Annotated in this window: 16 protein-coding genes; 9 read left to right on the forward strand and 7 right to left on the reverse strand. The window is 47.0% G+C overall.

The window, feature by feature from the left end; translation table 11 throughout:
* Positions 1-70 precede the first annotated feature (70 nt).
* The 3 genes from GBK04_RS13705 to GBK04_RS13715 form a co-directional block, all read right to left on the reverse strand.
* Positions 71-1,567: a DUF4301 family protein gene (locus GBK04_RS13705; RefSeq protein ID WP_152760553.1), complete on the reverse strand. Its 1,497-nt coding sequence runs from the start codon at positions 1,565-1,567 to the stop codon at positions 71-73.
* A gap of 77 nt (positions 1,568-1,644) precedes the next feature.
* Complete coding sequence (locus GBK04_RS13710; protein WP_152760555.1) at positions 1,645-3,897, reverse strand: ATP-dependent helicase; 2,253 nt, start codon at positions 3,895-3,897, stop codon at positions 1,645-1,647.
* Positions 3,898-4,024: 127 nt separating this feature from the next.
* Positions 4,025-4,720, reverse strand: coding sequence for a S24 family peptidase (locus tag GBK04_RS13715; RefSeq protein ID WP_152760558.1), 696 nt, complete (start codon positions 4,718-4,720; stop codon positions 4,025-4,027).
* 899 nt (positions 4,721-5,619) lie between these two features.
* Here GBK04_RS13715 and GBK04_RS13720 point away from each other — a divergent pair.
* From GBK04_RS13720 to GBK04_RS13750, 6 genes are all read left to right on the forward strand, one after another.
* Positions 5,620-6,459, forward strand: coding sequence for a MotA/TolQ/ExbB proton channel family protein (locus tag GBK04_RS13720; RefSeq protein WP_152760560.1), 840 nt, complete (start codon positions 5,620-5,622; stop codon positions 6,457-6,459).
* A gap of 58 nt (positions 6,460-6,517) precedes the next feature.
* Positions 6,518-7,162: an ExbD/TolR family protein gene (locus GBK04_RS13725; protein WP_373330967.1), complete on the forward strand. Its 645-nt coding sequence runs from the start codon at positions 6,518-6,520 to the stop codon at positions 7,160-7,162.
* Positions 7,163-7,174: 12 nt separating this feature from the next.
* Positions 7,175-7,765 carry an ExbD/TolR family protein gene (locus GBK04_RS13730; RefSeq protein WP_152760562.1) on the forward strand — a complete coding sequence of 197 codons (591 nt, stop codon included), beginning with the start codon at positions 7,175-7,177 and terminating at the stop codon, positions 7,763-7,765.
* Positions 7,766-7,803: 38 nt separating this feature from the next.
* Positions 7,804-8,625: an energy transducer TonB gene (locus GBK04_RS13735; RefSeq protein WP_152760564.1), complete on the forward strand. Its 822-nt coding sequence runs from the start codon at positions 7,804-7,806 to the stop codon at positions 8,623-8,625.
* Between the two features lie 230 nt (positions 8,626-8,855).
* On the forward strand, positions 8,856-9,806 hold the full coding sequence (locus GBK04_RS13745; RefSeq protein WP_152760568.1) for a PstS family phosphate ABC transporter substrate-binding protein: 951 nt from the start codon (positions 8,856-8,858) through the stop codon (positions 9,804-9,806).
* Positions 9,807-9,888: 82 nt separating this feature from the next.
* Positions 9,889-11,682, forward strand: a complete 1,794-nt coding sequence (locus GBK04_RS13750) for a tetratricopeptide repeat protein (protein ID WP_152760570.1) — start codon at positions 9,889-9,891, stop codon at positions 11,680-11,682.
* Between the two features lie 77 nt (positions 11,683-11,759).
* Here GBK04_RS13750 and GBK04_RS13755 read toward each other — a convergent pair whose 3' ends face one another.
* On the reverse strand, positions 11,760-11,960 hold the full coding sequence (locus GBK04_RS13755) for a hypothetical protein (protein WP_152760572.1): 201 nt from the start codon (positions 11,958-11,960) through the stop codon (positions 11,760-11,762).
* 95 nt (positions 11,961-12,055) lie between these two features.
* On the opposite strand from GBK04_RS13755, the gene GBK04_RS13760 reads away from it, so the two are divergent.
* The gene (locus GBK04_RS13760) at positions 12,056-13,465 is read left to right on the forward strand and encodes a BatD family protein (RefSeq protein WP_152760574.1); all 1,410 of its coding nucleotides are present in this window, start codon (positions 12,056-12,058) and stop codon (positions 13,463-13,465) included.
* A gap of 5 nt (positions 13,466-13,470) precedes the next feature.
* Positions 13,471-14,550 (forward strand): chorismate synthase, encoded by a 1,080-nt coding sequence (gene aroC, locus GBK04_RS13765; protein WP_152760576.1) that lies wholly within the window; start codon positions 13,471-13,473, stop codon positions 14,548-14,550.
* Positions 14,551-14,552: 2 nt separating this feature from the next.
* On the opposite strand, the gene GBK04_RS13770 is transcribed toward aroC, so the two are convergent.
* Positions 14,553-14,741 (reverse strand): GldL-related protein, encoded by a 189-nt coding sequence (locus tag GBK04_RS13770; protein WP_152760579.1) that lies wholly within the window; start codon positions 14,739-14,741, stop codon positions 14,553-14,555.
* A 31-nt stretch (positions 14,742-14,772) separates the two neighbouring features.
* Between GBK04_RS13770 and GBK04_RS13775 the strand changes: the two genes are divergently transcribed.
* Entirely contained in the window at positions 14,773-15,768 is a 996-nt protein-coding gene (locus GBK04_RS13775) for an FAD:protein FMN transferase (RefSeq protein WP_152760581.1), read from the forward strand.
* A gap of 54 nt (positions 15,769-15,822) precedes the next feature.
* Here GBK04_RS13775 and GBK04_RS13780 read toward each other — a convergent pair whose 3' ends face one another.
* Together GBK04_RS13780 and GBK04_RS13785 are read right to left on the reverse strand one after the other, a co-directional pair.
* Positions 15,823-17,160 (reverse strand): Gfo/Idh/MocA family protein, encoded by a 1,338-nt coding sequence (locus GBK04_RS13780; RefSeq protein WP_152760583.1) that lies wholly within the window; start codon positions 17,158-17,160, stop codon positions 15,823-15,825.
* Between the two features lie 77 nt (positions 17,161-17,237).
* Complete coding sequence (locus GBK04_RS13785; RefSeq protein ID WP_152760585.1) at positions 17,238-18,230, reverse strand: formylglycine-generating enzyme family protein; 993 nt, start codon at positions 18,228-18,230, stop codon at positions 17,238-17,240.
* Between the last annotated feature and the right edge of the window lie 235 nt (positions 18,231-18,465).

An 18,465-nucleotide genomic window follows, 5' to 3' on the forward strand; every position in this document is an offset into this window, starting at 1 on the left:
TTTTCACGAAAAATGCCGAAGGGGATCGATCCCCTTCGGCATTTTTCGTGAAAAGTCAACTAAGAAAAGCTTACTGGTGCTGTTCCCGTAGCAGGTCGTTGACCGTCTTGACGGGGTTAAACGTGATGAGGGGTACCTCTACAAACAGTGTGTTCCAATCGGCCATTGCGCCGTTCCATAGTCCGGGAAGTTCCTGAGCTTTCAATTCCTTGCCATCCTTGGACTTGCTGGAAATAAAGCCCGTCATTGGATCACGGAATTTGCGCAGGGGGTAGGTATTGCCATGGCGATCTTTTATGGCACACACCAGATCCACCGGGTTAAAGTGCGTGGCGTGCTGAAATATGGCTTTCTGTTCGGTGCTGTCCATGTCCACCTGCGCGGACTCTACGATCTGAAGCGATGCCGAACCATCGGCATTCGTGGCCCAGAAGGGGCCGCCTCCCGGTTCGCCCACATTGGGTACCATGCCACAGACGCGCAGGGGGCGTTCCAGTTTTTTTCGATAGTAGGCTGCCTGTTCTTCCGTATTCCAGCCCTGATATTCCTGAGGTGGCCGTACGCACAACTCATCCTGGAAAAATTCATCGAGTTCCAAAAGAAGGGCCGCATCCACAGACTCATCAAGTCGTTCGAGATAACTGAAAATAGCCGCCTGATAGTCGAGCAGTACCCCGGCTAAGGCTTTTTTGTAAGTGACGGTGGTATCTTTCAAATGGTCGGGTACCACATTGTCCACGTTTTTTATAAAAATCACATCGGCTTCCAGAACCGCCAAATTTTCCAATAGGGCACCGTGTCCTGCGGGTCGAAAGAGAAGGCTGTTGTCTTTTTCGCGGAAAGGGGTATTGTCCTTGTTGACTGCGATCGTATCGGTAGAAGCCCTTTGCTCCGAAAATGAAACGAAATATTTTATGCCACACTTACTTTCGTAGTCAGGCAGTACTTCCACTACCAATTTCTCGAACTTGTCGCGGTGCTCGGGCGACACCGTGAAATGCAGGTAGACATGCCCGCCCGCGTTGGCGTACAGAGCCCCTTCGGTGAGGTGCTCTTCCAGCGGAGTTCGGGCGCGCTCGGGATACGCATGGAATTTAAGCAGCCCTTTGGGCAAATTCCCGTACCCTAAGCCTTTTTCAGTCAGAAAATAGTCGGCAATGGCAGTTCGGTCGGCGGTAGCGATATCGTGATGGTCGGCGGTCAAAACTTCTTTAAGATCTTCATAAAAAGCGAAAGATTCGAGCTTTTCGAAAAACTCTTCCACAGATTTGTCGCTTTTGCCTTCCTCTAAAAAAGCAAACAGCGACTTGAACATCCGGGTTGCGGCCCCGGAAGCGGGCACGAATTTGAGCAGTGTAATGTCCCCCTGGTTTGCCCGCAATTCAAAAAGCCGTACTTCTTCGTCGATTTTCTGATCGGTCAATCGTATGATTCCATCCCCAACGGTCGCTGCTTTGGATAAATGCAGGAACGGGAAACCGTCCTTAAAGAATTGGATTTGCTCCTGAACCAGGTCTGTGTTACTGCCGCGCTCTTTTATTTGGGATAGGTCGTTATCACTTAGCATAATTTGGTAATTTGAATGAATACTGAAACCTGACAGGTAAAGATTAAAAGGTATGAAATTTACGCAGTCCCGGCAAACTACTCCATAATCCGCAGTTTGGCAAAGCTCAGTAATAGGGTCTTTTCACCTATCCCTTCAAATTTCACCGTTGCCTTACGATCGGTGCCGTTAACATCCAGCTTGCTTACTACCCCAAATCCGAACTTAGGATGTTCGACCCGCTGCCCCACGACCAGACCCGAAGTGTCACTGGGCGTAAAATCCGGTGAGGGCGTATGCGCCGTGGCCGCCGTCTGTACGGGAGCGGTTTTCTTTGTAATATTTTTCAGAAAGCCCATGGGGTTGGGCTGTACTTCGCGCTCGGCAATGTGACGGGTGGCTTTAGAGGTATTAAGGTACCTTTGATCCACCTCCAGCAGAAAACGGCTCGGTTCGCACATTTTCAGGCGGCCCCACTGGTAACGGCTTTCTGCGTAGGAGAAAGTAAGTTTCTGCTCGGCCCGGGTGATGGCTACGTAAAACAACCGCCGCTCTTCTTCCAGATCCTGCCGACTTTCGAGCATCATCTGGCTGGGAAAAAGATCTTCCTCAAGACCAACTACGTACACATTCCTGAATTCCAATCCCTTGGCTGAGTGAATGGTCATCAGCGTAATGCGGTCATTGTCGCCGTCTTCATCGGGTTCATCGGCATTGGTGAGCAGCGCTACGGATTGTAGAAAGGTACCCAGGGTTTTGTCTTCATTTTCAGGATTATCGACAAACTCCTTGATGGCATTGAGCAATTCCTGCACGTTTTCGTAGCGCGACAGCCCCTCTACGGTTTTATCTTCGTAGAGTTCCCGCAGGATGCCCGAGGTTTTGGCTACGTGCGTAGCTACCTCGAAGGCATCCCGGCCCTGATCGATCATAAGCATAAAGCTTTTGATCAAGGTCGAGAATGATTCGACCGGAGCCGTGGCACGCCCACTGACGTACTGGTGGATATTACTTACCACATCCCAGATCGCTACCTGATTCTCCGCCGCCGTTACGGCAATTTTAGCAACCGTAGTATCACCGATTCCGCGCTTAGGCAGATTGATAATCCGCTTGAAGGCCTCCTCGTCTTGTTGGTTGACAATAAAACGCAGGTACGCCAGCAAATCCTTAATTTCTTTTCGTTGATAGAACGACAGGCCCCCCACGATCCGGTACTTGATACCCAGCCGCCGCAGGGCCTCTTCAAAAGCCCGCGACTGGGCGTTGGTCCGGTACAGAATGGCAAAATCGTTGTTGCGCAGACCGTGCTGCATTTTCTCCTCAAAAATGGAGGTAGCCACTAGCCTTCCTTCTTCATTGTCGGAGTTGGCCTTCACCACCTCAATCAGGGTACCTTCGTCATTTTCAGTAAAAACCTCCTTACGCAGCTGTGCTTTGTTGCGCGCTATTACCGAATTGGCTGTGTTGACAATGGTCTGGGTGGAGCGGTAGTTCTGCTCCAGCTTGATGGTGCGCACATCAGGAAAGTCCTTTTCGAAATTGAGGATATTTTCGATGTTGGCTCCCCGAAATGCATAGATGCTCTGCGCATCATCGCCTACTACGCAGATGTTGCGATGAACGGCCGAGAGTTTCCGTGTGATGAGGTACTGCGAGACGTTGGTATCCTGAAACTCGTCGACCATCACATACTGGAACTTGTGCTGGTACTTGTAGAGTACTTCGGGAAAGTCGCGAAACAAGACATTCGTATTGAACAGCAGATCATCGAAGTCCATGGCATTGGCCTGAAAGCAGCGTATGCTATAAGCTTTGTATAAGCGGCCGATTTCGGGCATGCGAGCCGCATTGTCATCAGCTTGGATTATGCTGTTGTTCAGATAATCGTCCGGCGATACCAAGCGGTTCTTGGCGCCCGAAATGCGGTTGAATACAGCATTGGCCTTGTAGACTTTATCATCCAGGTTGAACTCCTTGATAATACTGCGTAGCAATGACTTTGAGTCGTCGGTATCGTAAATGGAAAAATTACTGTTATAACCCAGGTACCTGGCTTCGATCCGCAGGATTTTGGCAAATACCGAGTGAAAGGTACCCATCCATATGTTCCGGGCTTCGTAACCCACACTGGTTTCGATGCGGTGGCGCATCTCAGCGGCAGCCTTATTCGTAAACGTCAATGACAGGATCCGAAATGGATCGACGCCATTTTCAATCAGATGGGCAATTCGAAACGTAAGTACGCGCGTTTTTCCTGAACCAGCCCCGGCAATTATCATCAGGGGGCCTTCGCCGTGCATGACGGCCTGGCGTTGGGGCTCGTTCAGACTCGATAAGTAATCATTCATAGATGTTCTCCAATCCGGATTCCGGAGGGGGGCGTATTGGCCCTTACTCCTGTGCAAAACCCAAAGTTAAAAAAAAAGCATCGAACCAGCGGCCTGCCAGTTCGATGCTCAGATGGCATTGGAGTCCCTATTCTACGGGCGCACTCACAATATTGGCCACACGCCAGATACCCCGGATTTCGTTGGAAGGTACCGTGACACTCCCGCCCATAGGGTTGTCCGAATGGAGTGTGAGGTAATGTTTAGTCAAAAGATCGTTTTCCCGAATTCGCTTCACCACAAAAAAATCGCGGTAAATCACTGCAAATACCCCACCTGACTGGTAAATCCAGTCGCCCGTATCAATGGGTACCGCCAGCACACGCGCACCATGTACCAGTTGGGGGCTCATACTATTGCCCGACACCTCGAGCACGACGGGCTCACGCAGATTCTGAACCAAGTCTTTACTAACCCGACAGGAATCCAAGTCCTGAAACCGGTATCCTTCTGAGTAACTTTCCACAAAACTGGCGTGAAACTTTACGGGCACAAAAGGTACGTCCACGTAGGCGGTTTCCTGGGGAGTTGGATGGGCATTGGAATAGTCGCCCTCATTCAGCACGGGCCCTTCGCCCCGGAGCAAGAAATCAGCCCTCACCTGGGGATAATAGTTAAGAATACCGATGATCGTGTCATAAGAAGGCTTAGCCCGGCCGCTCAGGATATTATAGAATTTGGATGAATTTTCATCCAAATCCTTCGCTATCTGATAGATAGTGATGCCCAAGGCATCAAACACCTGCTTGAGGCGGTCTTGGATTGAGTTGTCAGCTTCTTTCATGATCGTCATCTGTATTTTATATGTGCGCTAAGTTATAGCAAAAGTAAAATATATTTATGACACAAAAATACAAAATGTAAAAATATATAATCCTAAAAAACACTAAAAAGATATTAATTGTACAGACAAGCTTAAATAGGGCTTCCAGCTATTTCCAGATAAGACTATTTTTTAGACAATATTTTGTCATTTGTAGCGTGCACACATACCTGCATCAATTATCCAGATAAAAGACTCCTGCGGGGTAGGACCGGAAAATTTCGTCCTGTATTCATCTTATTCTTCTTGCTCGAAAAAATGTTCGGCTACTTATTGACAGTCGTAAAACGGGTAGGGTACTGACTGACAAAGGAGTAAGGTAAAGGTTTTAAGAGCAGCTATTCTTTAAATAAAAAACACCTGGGAGGACACTAAGATTTTGGTTCGATCTGGGATGTCGGGCAAGTAGAAAGACCGGTGAATTAAGCTTTTAGGTGATACTTTGATTATTAATGAATCGGTTCCAAATAAAATTTGCTTTTGTGTTGGTAAGACTCTATTTTTCCGCTCCTTTTACGTCCATAGGCAGGACGTTTCTGGTGAGTATGTGAATAATAGTACAAATTGATCAATTGTTTATTGAACAAGGTAACTAATTGTTTTAGAGTGTTTTAATAGTGATTTTATCAATAAATAACCAGGCACAAAATAATAGAAAAATACTATTTTATATTCGAGTTTTTAAAAAAAATAAAAAAAACTGAAACATAGCTTGCTTTTTTTTAGAAGGAAAACCCATACTTTTGCAACGGTACATTTTTTAACTTTAATCGAAATTTTATTTTACCAAAAAGCATTTACTCAAAACTTTTTATTAACTCACAACCAAAATCTCAATTAACCCTTTAAAAGTAAGTCTGATGGAAAAGAAAGCTACAACTCCGGCGCCTAAAGCAGCCGCAGCACCGAAGAAACAAGGTAAAGGCGGAGTGTTGAATCCTGCATGGGTGATACCTTTGCTGTTTGCGATTGCCTTGTGTATTTACATTTTTGTTTTGGGAGCACCGGATCACTTTATCGACGGCGATCATGAAAAAGGCCCCAAGCCAGGCGATTATTATGGCATTGTGTACAAGGGCGGTCCCATCGTACCTATCCTGATGACTTGTTTCCTGATCGTGTTAGTTTACACGATCGAGCGTTTGATTACCCTAAGCAAAGCAAGCGGAACTTCGAATGTAGACGTTTTTGTTCGTAAAGTGCGGGGCTTGTTGGATAAGAACCAAATTGATGAGGCTATCCGTGAGTGCGACAAGCAGAAAGGTTCGGTTGGAAATGTAATCAGAACAGGCCTTGAAAAGTACAAGCTACTGACTACAGATACAGTACTTGATAAAGAGCAAAAAATGGCTGCCCTCTCAAAAGAGATCGAAGAAGCCACAACGCTCGAAATGCCCATGCTGCAAAAGAACCTTACCATTATCGCTACGCTTGCCTCAGCTTCAACACTGATCGCTCTGCTCGGAACGGTAATCGGTATGATCAAGGCCTTTGCTGCGTTGGGTGCTTCCGGCTCTCCCGACTCGGCTGCTCTGGCAACGGGTATCTCTGAGGCTTTGATTAACACAGGTCTGGGTATCGGTACGGCGGCCATTGCTACTATATCCTATGCCTACCTGAACAGCAAAGTAGATGATCTTACCTATAGTATTGACGAAATCAGCATGAGCATCCAGCAAAATTTTGCCGCTCACTATTAATAAAGTAAAATAATTAATAGTATTGTTTCGTTAATATAATAAAAACTTATATATTGCCATGGCAAAAGTAAGACCAAAGAAACATCCGCCTACGATTGATATGACGGCGATGACGGACGTAGCGTTTCTGCTGCTAACGTTCTTTATCATGACCGCCACGTTCAAATCGCAGGAAGCAGCAGAAATTGATACGCCATCGTCTATTTCCTCTATTAAGGTACCCGATGACAATATCATGATGATCAGCATCGGAAATGAAGGAGAAGTATTTTTTGGTGTAGACGCCCAGCCTGATCGAATTACGATGTTGAACAACATCGCCGAAACAAAAGGCTTGACTTTTACGGATGAACAGAAGAAGAAGTTTTCCAATCAAGCGAGTTTCGGATTTCCGCTGGCACAATTGAAAGGATGGCTGGATCTTCCATCCCCCGAAATGGGAACGGTGAAGCAGCCGGGTATTCCGACTGACTCAACGGGAGTAAGTGAACTGGCCGACTGGGTATATGCAGCCCGTAAGGCAAATCCACAACTTCGCATCGCGATCAAAGGGGACAATTCGGCGAAGTTTCCGACGTTTAAAAACGTATTGTTGAATTTGCAATCGCAGAATATCAATCGTTTCAACCTGATCACCGATGGAGAGGAACCCCTGCGGGTTGGAGATCCGATCAGTAAAAATTACGCGAGGTTTTCACCTTAAAAGTTAAAAAAGATGGCAGAAATAGTAGAATCGGGCGGTGGGAAAGGCAAAGGTGATGGTAAGGTAAGGGCCAAAAAATTGTCAACCCGGGTGGACATGACGCCCATGGTGGACTTAGGGTTCCTGCTTATTACTTTCTTTATGCTGGCCACAACCCTGAGCAAGCCGACTTCCATGACGCTTACTGTGCCTGATAAGCAGGAAGATAAAAAGGAGCAGGAAACAGAACCCCTGAAAGCATCCAAGGTACTGACCATATTCCTGGGACGTAATGATGATGTGTTCCTACTGGATGGAATTGCGGCTGATGACGACAAAGCGGCAACCGAATTAAAAACGGTTCGTTTTGGTACTGAGTTGCGGGATGCGATTTTCAAATCTCAGACGCGGATCAATTCTCAGAATGAAAAAGATGCCGAAGGAAATTTGCCGTTTGTGGTGGTAATCAAGCCTACGGAAGTATCAACTTACAAGAATGTAGTCGATGTTCTGGATGAAATGGCCATTACGAAGACCAAGCGGTATGCGATGGTGGACTTCCTGACGGACTCAGAAAAGAAAATTCTGGGAGATAAGGTTACTCCCAGACCGGAGGATAAGTAAAATCAGTTCAAACAAAAAATAATTTTAATTCAAACGCCATGGCAGAAATAAGCCCGAATGCAACACTTGATGATATAGTGTTTGCCAATCGAAATAAGGCGTACGGTGCGTATCCCCTGCGTCAGGAGTACCGCGGTGTAATCAATCGTGCTACCCTGATTGGAGCTTCCATCTTTATATTAGCGATGTTTGCCCCTACATTGGTGGATAAATTCCTGGCTGATGACGACAAGGAAGAGGTAATGGTGAATGTGGATTTGATGAACCTTCCACCCCCTCCCATTGACCCTGCCGAGCCGCCGCCACCACCACCGCCGCCTGTTGAACAACCTAAGGTGGAAACTGTGAAGTTTCTTCCACCTGAAGTAAAGAAAGACGAAGAGGTACCCATTGAAACGCCACCCCCAACGGTGGAAAAACTGGAAGTGGCTGTAGCTGCTGAAAAAACCCAGGAAGGGGATATCAACGCTCAGGAAATTATTATCGCTCCCGAAGCGGTCGCAGCTCCTAGTAAGGGTACGGTTGTAGAGGCCAAGGTAGAAGAACAAATTTTTACCGTGGTAGAGCAAAATCCTGAATTTCCGGGAGGTATCCAGGAAATGTATAAGTACTTGGGTAAGAACATTAAATATCCAAGTGCTGCTTCGCGAGCCAACGTTCAGGGGAAAGTATTCCTCACGTTTGTGGTAAATACGGACGGAAGTATCCAGGATGTACAGGTTTTGAAAGGACTGGGTTTTGGATGTGACGAGGAAGCCATTCGGGTAGTGAAGACAATGCCTAAATGGAAACCCGGAAAACAGTCGGGTCGGCCAGTGCGGGTTAAGTACAATCTCCCCATCAGTTTCCAACTCGAATAAGTAGGCATGAATAGAAGACCGGTGCATCAGGAAGTAGGATTTATTGCCTCGATGTTCATGGCTCTGGTTTACATAGGAGGAGGGATCTTTTTGATCGCCTCCTCCTTGTCTTTTAGATTTCTACCAACGGGAAGTGTTTACCGGTACGTCTTTGCCGTAGCGCTCATTGCCTACGGAATCTATAGGGGTTATCGGGCACGGGAGTTTAGAAGAGAATAAAGAAAAGAGCTATGAAAAATATGTTTGGGACGCTTCTGGGAGTAGTCATAGGAAGCGGGTTTTTATTGATGGCATGTTCATCTGGTAACCTTGATAATCCCCGGCAGGGAACAATCAGCGTGTCAGCCGATGAGTCCTTTCGGCCATTGGTGGCTTCACTTACCCATGCTTATGAGGGAATATATCCTGATGCCCATTTCAATGTAAGCTATAAGCCCGAGCAGGAAGCAATTCTTTCATTATTACGGGACAGTTCCCGACTGGCTATTACAAGCCGGGAACTCAAAAAGGAGGAAAGGGAAATAATCAATCAACAGGAGGGTACCCTGAAGGAACAGAAAATAGCTATTGACGGGATTGCGCTAATTATTGGGAAAGCAAACCAAGATAGTCTCATTACCATACAAGAGTTAGAGGGAATATTTACCGGAAAAATCAAAGATTGGTCTCAGTTGCGGGGAAGTAGCCAGTCAGGACCCATTACCCTGGTATTTGACCATGCCAATTCCAGTAATCTGGACTATATGCTTAAACGTTTTGGAGTCAAGGATGTCACTAAACTACCGCTCTATACTTCCAATTCGAATGAGAAAGTTATTGACTTTGTCAAAGAAAATCGTTCGGCTATTGGATTTATTGGGGTCAATTGGATCAGTGATGGAGAGGCCATACGCAGTCAGGAACTTTCAAAAGGGCTTCGGGTGATGGGAGTTTCTGAAAAGGAGAATCCGACTTCAATTCAGGATTATGGACAGCCCTTTCAACGCGACCTTAGGGTAGGCACTTACCCCTTGGCCCGATTTATTTATATAATTAGTAGAGAAGGATATTCGGGACTGGGAGGAGGCCTGATGACATACATTGCCCGGGATGTAGGGGGCTTAGTGATTGAGAAAATGGGACTCGTCCCGACGATACCTTACCCCAGAGATGTGGAGGTTCAGACCAAACAAAATTTTTAGGGTTGGTCTACAATTTATTATCTTTGGAAGATGTTTATTAGTACAAACCAAATTTTAATCTCTGTTTCAACCTGATTAAGAAATGAACACTCAATTAAAAAACATAGCAGCAACGCTTGCTTTGAGTCTGTTTTCGCTAACGTTCGCGTTTAGCCAAACACCCGAAGAAGGCTTTGGTTATTTGAATTCGGAACGTCCGGAGAAAGCCAAGGAGGTGTTTACCAAGCTGGCTGAGAGTAGCCCTTCTGCCGATAATTATTATAACCTAGGGTACTACTACGTTCGCACCAACCAACTTGATGAAGCTCAAAAGGCTTTTGAAAAAGGATTAGCTGTTGATGACAAGAGCTACCTCAATCAGGTGGGGCTTGCAACAGTCGCCTTGGGCAAAGGTGATGTAGCCAAAGCTAAAGAAATGATAGAATATGCGGAAAAAAAGACACGCGGCAAAGATGCCAATGTCCTTTTCCGGGCGGGTGAGGCGTATACCTTATTCGATAAGAACAGCGACCCCGCGGAAGCGATCCGTTTGTTGGACGAAGCTGTCAAACGAGATAACAAGTTAGCGGACGCCTACATTGTTAAAGGTGATGTACTTTCGAAGCGTAACGAAGGGGGCCCTGCTGTAACGGCCTATGAGTATGCCTTGATGGCCAAACCGAATTATGCTCTTGCTAACAACCGGATTGGTCAGATTTACCTTCGGGGTAAAAATTACAATCAAGCGCTGGATTTTTATAAGAAAGCCATAGAAGCTGATCCAGAATTTGCTCCAGCCTATAAGGATCTGGCAGAGTTATATTTTCTGGCGCAGCAATACAAGCGGGCGGCGGAAAACTTTGATCTTTATATTCAGAAAAGTGGTAACAACGATCCTGAAACAGTACTTCGTGCTGCCCAGTTCGCATTTACTGCTGATGAGTATGCCCGTTCTCTGGAACTGCTGGAAAGCATAAAGGGAAAAATTGACAACCCGATCACCAAGCGGATGTATGGTTGGGCATATTATAAGACAAATAACATGGAGGAATCCATTAAAAATCTTGAGGAGTTTATTAAGGTGTATCCGCAGGGAAAAGATGAGGACGGGAATCCCCGTAAACTCGTTCCAGACGATTATAAGTACCTGGGCCGTGCTTATAATAAAATGGCTACGGATAAGGAATACACTCCGCAGGGAATGGAGTATCTGATGAAAGGTGCTGAAATGGATACAAGTGCTGCTGAAGCAGCTACAACCTACAAGGAAATTGCCGCTGCCTATTATAAGGATAAGGATTACCTGAAAGCGGCCAAAGCTTACGAAAAGGGAATTGGACTAGATACGGCTAAGGCCTCAACCAACGATTATTTCCAGCAAGGGTTGGCTTATTTCCAAGGAGCTCAGCTCATTACAGTACCTGATTCAGCGGGTGTACCGCTAGATTCTGCTGCAAAGGCGAAAATGCCCGCCGAATATGCAAGTTTAGATAGTGCGGGTCTAGCAATGACAAAGAAAGGAATCTACTTACAGGCCGACTCTACCTTTGCTAAGGGAATTGCAAAGCTGCCGGATTGGCCATATAACTACTACTGGCGGGGAAGTTCATTATACAATGCCTACGATCGTCAGGAGAATATTGACAAAGGCATTTCAGCCCCGTATTATGAGAAGTTTGCTGAATTAGCTGAGAAAGATCCATCTGGCAACTACAAGGCCTATTTGAAACAGGTGTATAGTTACCTGGCTTACTATTATCAGACTTCGGTCAAGGATGAAGCCAAAGCTAAATCCTACTGGCAAAAGTTGTTGGTAGTTGATCCAGAAAACAAAACAGCTAAAGATGCACTCGGTATGTCAGAACCGGCAGCCATCACACCGAAAACCGGTAAATAAAGTATTATAATCCTAAAAGCGAAAAGCCCCGGAATGTTCCGGGGCTTTTCGCTTTTAGGATTATAATAACAAAAAAATTAAGGATTAGCTATGACGAAACAAGTATTAAGGATCGGCAAATGAACAGTTCCGAATCGTTCATAGCACCATAACTTCAATCGCTTGACCTCATCAGGCATTAGCATTCGAATAGCTTTACGAAGTTCTTTCTCAAACAATCGGCGATCAAAGCTTACTTTTTGTAGAATTATTTTAATGTATTCTAACATAGAGGCCATAGTATTACTTAGTTTTGGGGTTTAGGATAAAGAAGGAAAGATCAAATCAAAAACTAGATTGGGCTTCCTCCCATAGTATAAAACGTGATAGCAGAATGAAAGTATATGCTTTCATTAGTATATTTCTGTGGTGCCTACCGGCGTGGGCGCAACGCCAGCCAGAGGCCGATGTGCAGGTGGAGACAGGGGAAAAAAACCTGACACTCGATCAGCCATTTATAGTTACTATAATTGTAAAAAACCACGCAAATCGCCCCACAGTTACCTTTCCTGATTTGGAAGGCCTGGAGAAACGAAGTGCTTCTGCTACGAGCACCACCAATAGTGTGGGGGGGAAAATAGTTATTATCCAGACCATCAGCCAACAATACTTTGCCTTACGGGAAGGTAAGTACACATTGCCAGAATTCAGCGTGATCGTGGACGGGACTAAGTTTAAATCCGAAGGGGTAACATTAACCTTTAAAAAAGGGAAAGAGGAACAAAAAACATCCGAATTAGATATCGAAGAGACCGAATCAACAGTAAACTCAGAGGAGCCGGCAGCAGAGGATGTGTTTTTGCAAGCAAAAGCATCACGGGCCAGTGTATATCTGAAGGAAGGATTTTCGTTACGATTAGCTCTCTATGTGGCCAAAAATACTCCAATTGAGATGGAGTTTTATCAGTTGAACAGTCAGTTACAGCCAATTCTGAAACGCCTTCGTCCTGCAACCTGTTGGGAGGAAAATATTGGAATTGATGAAATTATACAAAAAGAGGTAATAATTAGGGGCCGACGATACACCGAATATCAGATGTATCAGGCGATGTTGTTTCCATTCACAGTGCAAAATGTGTCATTTCCAGCTGTAAGCCTTAAAATGCTGGTGACTGATGCTAGTGTGACCGGAAAATTAAAAGATAAAGGCATACAGACCTTCTCCTCCAAGCCCTCGCGGGTCGTAGTAAAGCCGCTGCCTCCACATCCCCAAAAAGACCAGATAGCGGTAGGGGAGTACACCCTAAAAGAACAACTGACGAAAGAAAATTTGGCTTCGGGTGAAAGTTTACGCTACCTATTTACTATTGCAGGCCGAGGAAATCTAGCCACAATTACGGCCCCTGAGGTACCCTTGGTAAAAGCATTCGATTTTTATCCACCTGATATGAATCAGACCGTACAACGAAGCTATGAAAGAGTCAGCGGGGAAAAAACCTTTGACTACTTCATCGTGGCGAAGCAGAAAGGTACCTATCCGTTGGGCCGTTTCTTTCAATGGATATATTTCAATCCTTCCACCGCCCGATATGACACATTACGGTCTTCTAAAACCATTACAGTGGCCGGAGAAGACATGCAGTCAGCAAGTATATTGGATGCTAACGCACGTTTGGTTTACGAAAATGTTGAACAATTGGATACCACAGAATCATACGTCGACTACCAGGATATGATCCGCACACTAACCAATAGCGTGGTTCTGATATTGCTGGGCATAATGGGGTGGATTCTTAGAAAATAAATCAAATGAGTAGTACCTACGGAAAAATTATAAAAATAGCCACCTTCGGCGAGTCGCACGGGGTAGGAATTGGGGTGGTTTTGGAAGGATGCCCAGCCGGAATTGCACTGGATACAGACTTCATCCAGTATGAATTGGACCGTCGCAAACCCGGCCAATCGCGAATTACCACGCAGCGACGTGAAGCAGATGAGTTTGAAGTATTGTCAGGTGTATTTGAGGGAAAAACCACAGGTACCCCCATCGCGTTACTGATCCGGAACCAGGATCAACGTAGCAAGGACTATTCGCACATAGCCACGCAGTTTCGTCCCTCCCATGCCGACTACACGTACCAGGCGAAGTATGGCCTCCGCGACTACCGGGGGGGCGGGCGGAGTTCGGCCCGGGAAACGGCGGCCCGCGTAGCGGCCGGAGCCGTAGCCAAAATGATTTTGCAACACGCGGGCATCAGCGTCAATGCCTACGTTTCGCAGGTAGGTAAATTAAGGCTGGAGAAAACGTATCAGGAGATGGATCTCGCCCAAACTGAGGAAAATGCCGTTCGCTGTCCCGATCCCGAGATGGCGCAACGGATGTACGACTATATCGACGAGACTCGCAAAAAGGGCGATTCAATAGGAGGCGTGGTTACCTGCGTGATACAGGGTACCCCCGCCGGTCTGGGTGAACCTGTTTTTGACAAGCTACACGCCGACCTAGGGAAGGCCATGCTGAGTATCAACGCCGTAAAGGGATTTGAATACGGCAGTGGCTTTTCGGGAGTAGAGTTATACGGATCGGAGCATAATGATGCCTTCTATACTGACGAAACGGGTAAGGTACGCACCAAAACTAACAATTCCGGGGGGATACTAGGAGGGATTTCGAACGGTGAAGATATCTATTTCCGGGTTGCTTTCAAGCCTGTTGCTACGATTATGCAAGATCAGGACAGCGTTAATGAAGCGGGGGAAGCCGTAAAGGTACAGGGAAAAGGACGGCATGACCCCTGTGTAGTGCCCCGTGCAGTGCCTATTGTTGAGGCGATGGCGGCGCTTGTAATAGCTGATTTTTATATGCGGCACAAGGCTACCCAGCTGTAAGATCACAGATCTTTCCGGCGGCAGTACAGGCTCAGGACAAACCACACGGTTCCCAAAAATTCAATGGTTAGTCCGCCCAATAAAATGTGATTGGCGGAAGGTAGGTGCTGAATTTTGAAAAAAGCACCAATGATCACCACCATCAGGCCGATTGCCAGAATAATCGATGCGTTGAAAATGGTTAGCTTCACTCCTGGGTGTGCTTTGTGGACAAATGCGAAAATGGCTCGCTTCTTCGGTTTTCTAACTATAAGTACCTTTTTTATAGCAATCTACTTTCCGGTTCAGGTTTATGGACAGGAAAAACGCTACGAATTTGAAAAAGGACTAATGGGTTCACCCTTTCGCCTGGTACTCTACACCAGCAGCGATTCCCTGGCTAATCGGGCCGCCCAAAGGGCCTTTACCCGCATTGAGGACCTCAATGAAATTTTGAGCGACTACCGCGATGGCAGTGAAATCAACCGACTTTCGGCGTGGTCGGGCTCGGGGGAATGGGTGGCGGTAAGTGACGATTTGTACGAGGTACTTTCCATTTCAAAAAAAATTAGCCGAAAGACGCGGGGTACCTTTGATGTAACGGTAGGTCCGGAGGTGCAGCTCTGGCGACGCGCCATGCGCAGAGGGCTTTTCCCCGATGAAGGCGAAGTCGGGAAAGCCCGAAAGGCAGTCGGCAATCAATATGTCAAATTGCGACCCCGCACGAAATCCGTCCGGCTGGTTCGCCCCAATATGCGGCTTGATGTGGGTGGAATTGGCAAAGGTTTCGCCGCCGACGAAGCCGTGCAAGGTATAAAGGAACTGGGAATAGAGGCGATTCTGATCGATGCTGGCGGAGATATAACACTTGCCGGGACGCCTCCGGGTCGACATGGCTGGGAGGTAGAGATTAATTCGGGAAAATCAGCAGATTCAACGGCAGTAATACCAGTGTCAAATGTAGGTGTGGCGACTTCGGGAGGTACCTACCGATTTCTGGAACACGACGGCGTACGCTATTCGCATATCGTGGACCCAAAAACCGGAATCGGACTGCGCCATCACGTCCGAACGACGGTCATTGCGCCGAACGGTACCTATGCCGATGCGCTGGCCACGGCTTTCAGTGTGGCCGGAATCAGGAAAAGCAAGCGGATCATACGCCGATTTTCAAATGTGAGGGTTTGGTTACTTGAAACCAACGGAAACCAAGTCAGTTCCTGGGATACCCTGAAATAAAAAAAGAGCCGAAGCACATAGGGCTTCGGCTCTTTTAGAAGGAAAATACAAAGCTTATACTGTACGCGTTTTACCCGGTACAGCAACAGGATAAAAGCCATTTTCGTCCGGCAGTACCTTGGGCTTGGCATCCCAGGCCAATTTATCAGGGAAAAGATTGATATCGGAGTTCAAGGCTTCGTCCCACTTGATCAGCTTGCCCGAATAAGTAGCCATACGGCCCATGATGGCGGTCATGGTACTCTTGGCAGTCCGCTCGGCGTCAGCAAATTTGTATTCACCTTTGGCAATCGCATCAAACAGCTCATCGTGTTCAATCTGGTACGGGTTGCCATCGCCTTTTCCTTCGTGCTTGTAGATAACACCGCCTTTGTAGTCTTTCAGTACCGTATTGTTATTCGCAAAGCTATCAATGCGGCCCTTGGTACCCACAAATGCCTCATCAACACGGCTATAGGTACCCTCGTAGTGGCGGCATTGACTCGAAATAGTCGTGCCATCTTCATAAACCAGATCGAGGCAGTGATGGTCGAATATTTCACCGTACTTAATACCGTCACGTACCTCCCGGCCGCCCGTACCCTGGATCTGAACCGGATAGCCGCCTTTTACCCAGTTCGCTACATCAATATTGTGTACGTGTTGCTCCACGATGTGGTCGCCACACAGCCAGTTGAAGTAGTACCAGTTACGCATCTGATATTCCATCTCAGTCATGCTGGGTAGGCGATCCTTCACCCACACACCACCACTGACCCAGTAAACCTGTCCGCCCACAATGTCGCCCAGGGCACCATCTTGAATACGCTTGATGGCTTCCCGGTAGTTGGGTTGGTAGTGGCGCTGTAGGCCCGTCACGATATTCAGTTTCTTCTTCTTGGCGATCTCGGCTACTTCTAGTACCTTACGAATGCCAGGAGCATCGGTAGCCACGGGTTTTTCACAAAATACGTGCTTGCCCTGCTTGATGGCCTCTTCCAGGTGGTAAGGCCTGAAGCCGGGAGGTGTGGCCAGAATCACCACATCAGCCAGTGCCATAGCCTCTTTGTAAGCATCAAAGCCTACAAACTTACGGCTATCGGGTACGTCTACTTTCGCAGTTCCCTCTACCGTTTTACCGGCCATATCCTTGTATTTTTTCGAGGTCAGGCTTTTATAGGAGTCTTCGAGGCGGTCGCGAAAGGCATCGGCCATTGCCACGATCTTCACATTCTGCTTGGTACTCAGTGCCTGTGCCGCCGCACCCGTTCCACGTCCTCCGCAGCCGATCAGCGCTACTTTGATCATATCGTCAACCTGGCTGTTAAATCCGTAGGAGGTAAAGGGGCTCAGGGCAATTCCTCCGGCCAGTAAGCCCGAAGCCTTTAGAAATTCGCGTCGTTTTTGTTCCATAATATTGGTTATACGTTTAAGCGTTTAAGAATACAATACAAACTGATATTAGAAGTACAGGAAATTCAACGGTTAACTCAATAATCCTCAATCAAGGGCGGATTGTAATATGCCTCTATTTCGGCGGCGGTGGGTGTTTTGAAAGGCCTCACCAGCCGGAAACCCACAAAAGAAGCACTCGTCATCCACCATTCACTCTTGGGAAGTTGAGGATCCAGCACTTTCCAACTGGGAGAGGAAGGCGTACGGGCCGCGCTGCGGGCCACGGCAGCTTCGTCATCCCACGAACCTCCCCGCACCGAAGTAGGGTACAATTCCGTAACGGGCGCATAGGGATCTTTCACCTCGCCCTTGGCTTTCTGAGCATAATAGTCAGGAATATACTGGTCCAGCGTCCATTCCATCACGTTGCCGTGCATATCGTGCAAGCCCCAGGGATTGGGCTTTTTGGTGCCAATAAGTTTGTAAGCTCCGTCGCTGTTGTCCTTATACCAGGCGTACTCTCCCAGTTTGGCTGGGTCGTTCCCGAAGGAATAAGCCGTTTTGGTACCCGCCCGGGCGGCATATTCCCATTCGGCTTCGGTGGGCAGACGGTAAAACACGCCCGTTTTATCGTACAGCCACTTACAGAACTTGATTGCCGCGTACTGTGTCATATTGATGGCCGGATAACCTGCTCGACCCATCCCGAACGACATATCCACGTAAGGAGGGCTGGGCCGGGTACTGGCATCGGTCTTGGCTATGCTCTTTTCGGGATCAGGAAAACGGGCGGCCATTTCCTTTTCCATATTTTTGAAAGCATATAAATCGTAAAAGTCCCATGTCACTTCGTGCGAGCCCATCCAGAAACCGTCCAGCTTTACTTTGTGTTGCGGGCCCTCGTCTTCATTCCGTCCTGCTTCTGTGGCCGGACTACCCATCATGAATTCGCCTGCCGGAATGGCCACCATTCCGTATTCCTGGTTAGTACCGGGGATTTTCTGGCTGTAATTGGCGGGTTTGCTTTGAGAAAAAACATCGGAACCGGTCATAAGCACCAATCCGAGTACTACATACTTGAAACGCATAAATTATAATTCGGAAACGTATTTTACTTTGAGAGTCAAGTTTGCCAGGCAAGGAGTTTATTCGATACCAACAAAACTTAATAAAGGACAAAGAAACGCTAAAGTACCCATTATTTACCAAATAAAGTTCATGCTGGAAGTCAAATATCCTATTTTGAAGCGGATGAATCCTACCTTTGCGCACGAGAAAAGAGCGGGTAGCTTGGGCTGCCGGCTAGATGATTTTTTAAATAGG

This window comes from Salmonirosea aquatica (assembly GCF_009296315.1).
Taxonomy (GTDB): Bacteria; Bacteroidota; Bacteroidia; order Cytophagales; family Spirosomataceae; genus Salmonirosea; species Salmonirosea aquatica.

What these genes read in the sequence shown, in the direction of transcription:
- GBK04_RS13705 (WP_152760553.1), bottom strand. Translation starts at nt 1,567, where the DNA reads ATGCTAAGTGATAACGACCTATCCCAAATAAAAGAGCGCGGCAGTAAC.
- GBK04_RS13710 (WP_152760555.1), bottom strand. Translation starts at nt 3,897, where the DNA reads ATGAATGATTACTTATCGAGTCTGAACGAGCCCCAACGCCAGGCCGTC.
- GBK04_RS13715 (WP_152760558.1), bottom strand. Translation starts at nt 4,720, where the DNA reads ATGAAAGAAGCTGACAACTCAATCCAAGACCGCCTCAAGCAGGTGTTT.
- GBK04_RS13720 (WP_152760560.1), top strand. Translation starts at nt 5,620, where the DNA reads ATGGAAAAGAAAGCTACAACTCCGGCGCCTAAAGCAGCCGCAGCACCG.
- GBK04_RS13725 (WP_373330967.1), top strand. Translation starts at nt 6,518, where the DNA reads ATGGCAAAAGTAAGACCAAAGAAACATCCGCCTACGATTGATATGACG.
- GBK04_RS13730 (WP_152760562.1), top strand. Translation starts at nt 7,175, where the DNA reads ATGGCAGAAATAGTAGAATCGGGCGGTGGGAAAGGCAAAGGTGATGGT.
- GBK04_RS13735 (WP_152760564.1), top strand. Translation starts at nt 7,804, where the DNA reads ATGGCAGAAATAAGCCCGAATGCAACACTTGATGATATAGTGTTTGCC.
- GBK04_RS13745 (WP_152760568.1), top strand. Translation starts at nt 8,856, where the DNA reads ATGAAAAATATGTTTGGGACGCTTCTGGGAGTAGTCATAGGAAGCGGG.
- GBK04_RS13750 (WP_152760570.1), top strand. Translation starts at nt 9,889, where the DNA reads ATGAACACTCAATTAAAAAACATAGCAGCAACGCTTGCTTTGAGTCTG.
- GBK04_RS13755 (WP_152760572.1), bottom strand. Translation starts at nt 11,960, where the DNA reads ATGGCCTCTATGTTAGAATACATTAAAATAATTCTACAAAAAGTAAGC.
- GBK04_RS13760 (WP_152760574.1), top strand. Translation starts at nt 12,056, where the DNA reads ATGAAAGTATATGCTTTCATTAGTATATTTCTGTGGTGCCTACCGGCG.
- aroC (WP_152760576.1), top strand. Translation starts at nt 13,471, where the DNA reads ATGAGTAGTACCTACGGAAAAATTATAAAAATAGCCACCTTCGGCGAG.
- GBK04_RS13775 (WP_152760581.1), top strand. Translation starts at nt 14,773, where the DNA reads ATGGCTCGCTTCTTCGGTTTTCTAACTATAAGTACCTTTTTTATAGCA.
- GBK04_RS13780 (WP_152760583.1), bottom strand. Translation starts at nt 17,160, where the DNA reads ATGGAACAAAAACGACGCGAATTTCTAAAGGCTTCGGGCTTACTGGCC.
- GBK04_RS13785 (WP_152760585.1), bottom strand. Translation starts at nt 18,230, where the DNA reads ATGCGTTTCAAGTATGTAGTACTCGGATTGGTGCTTATGACCGGTTCC.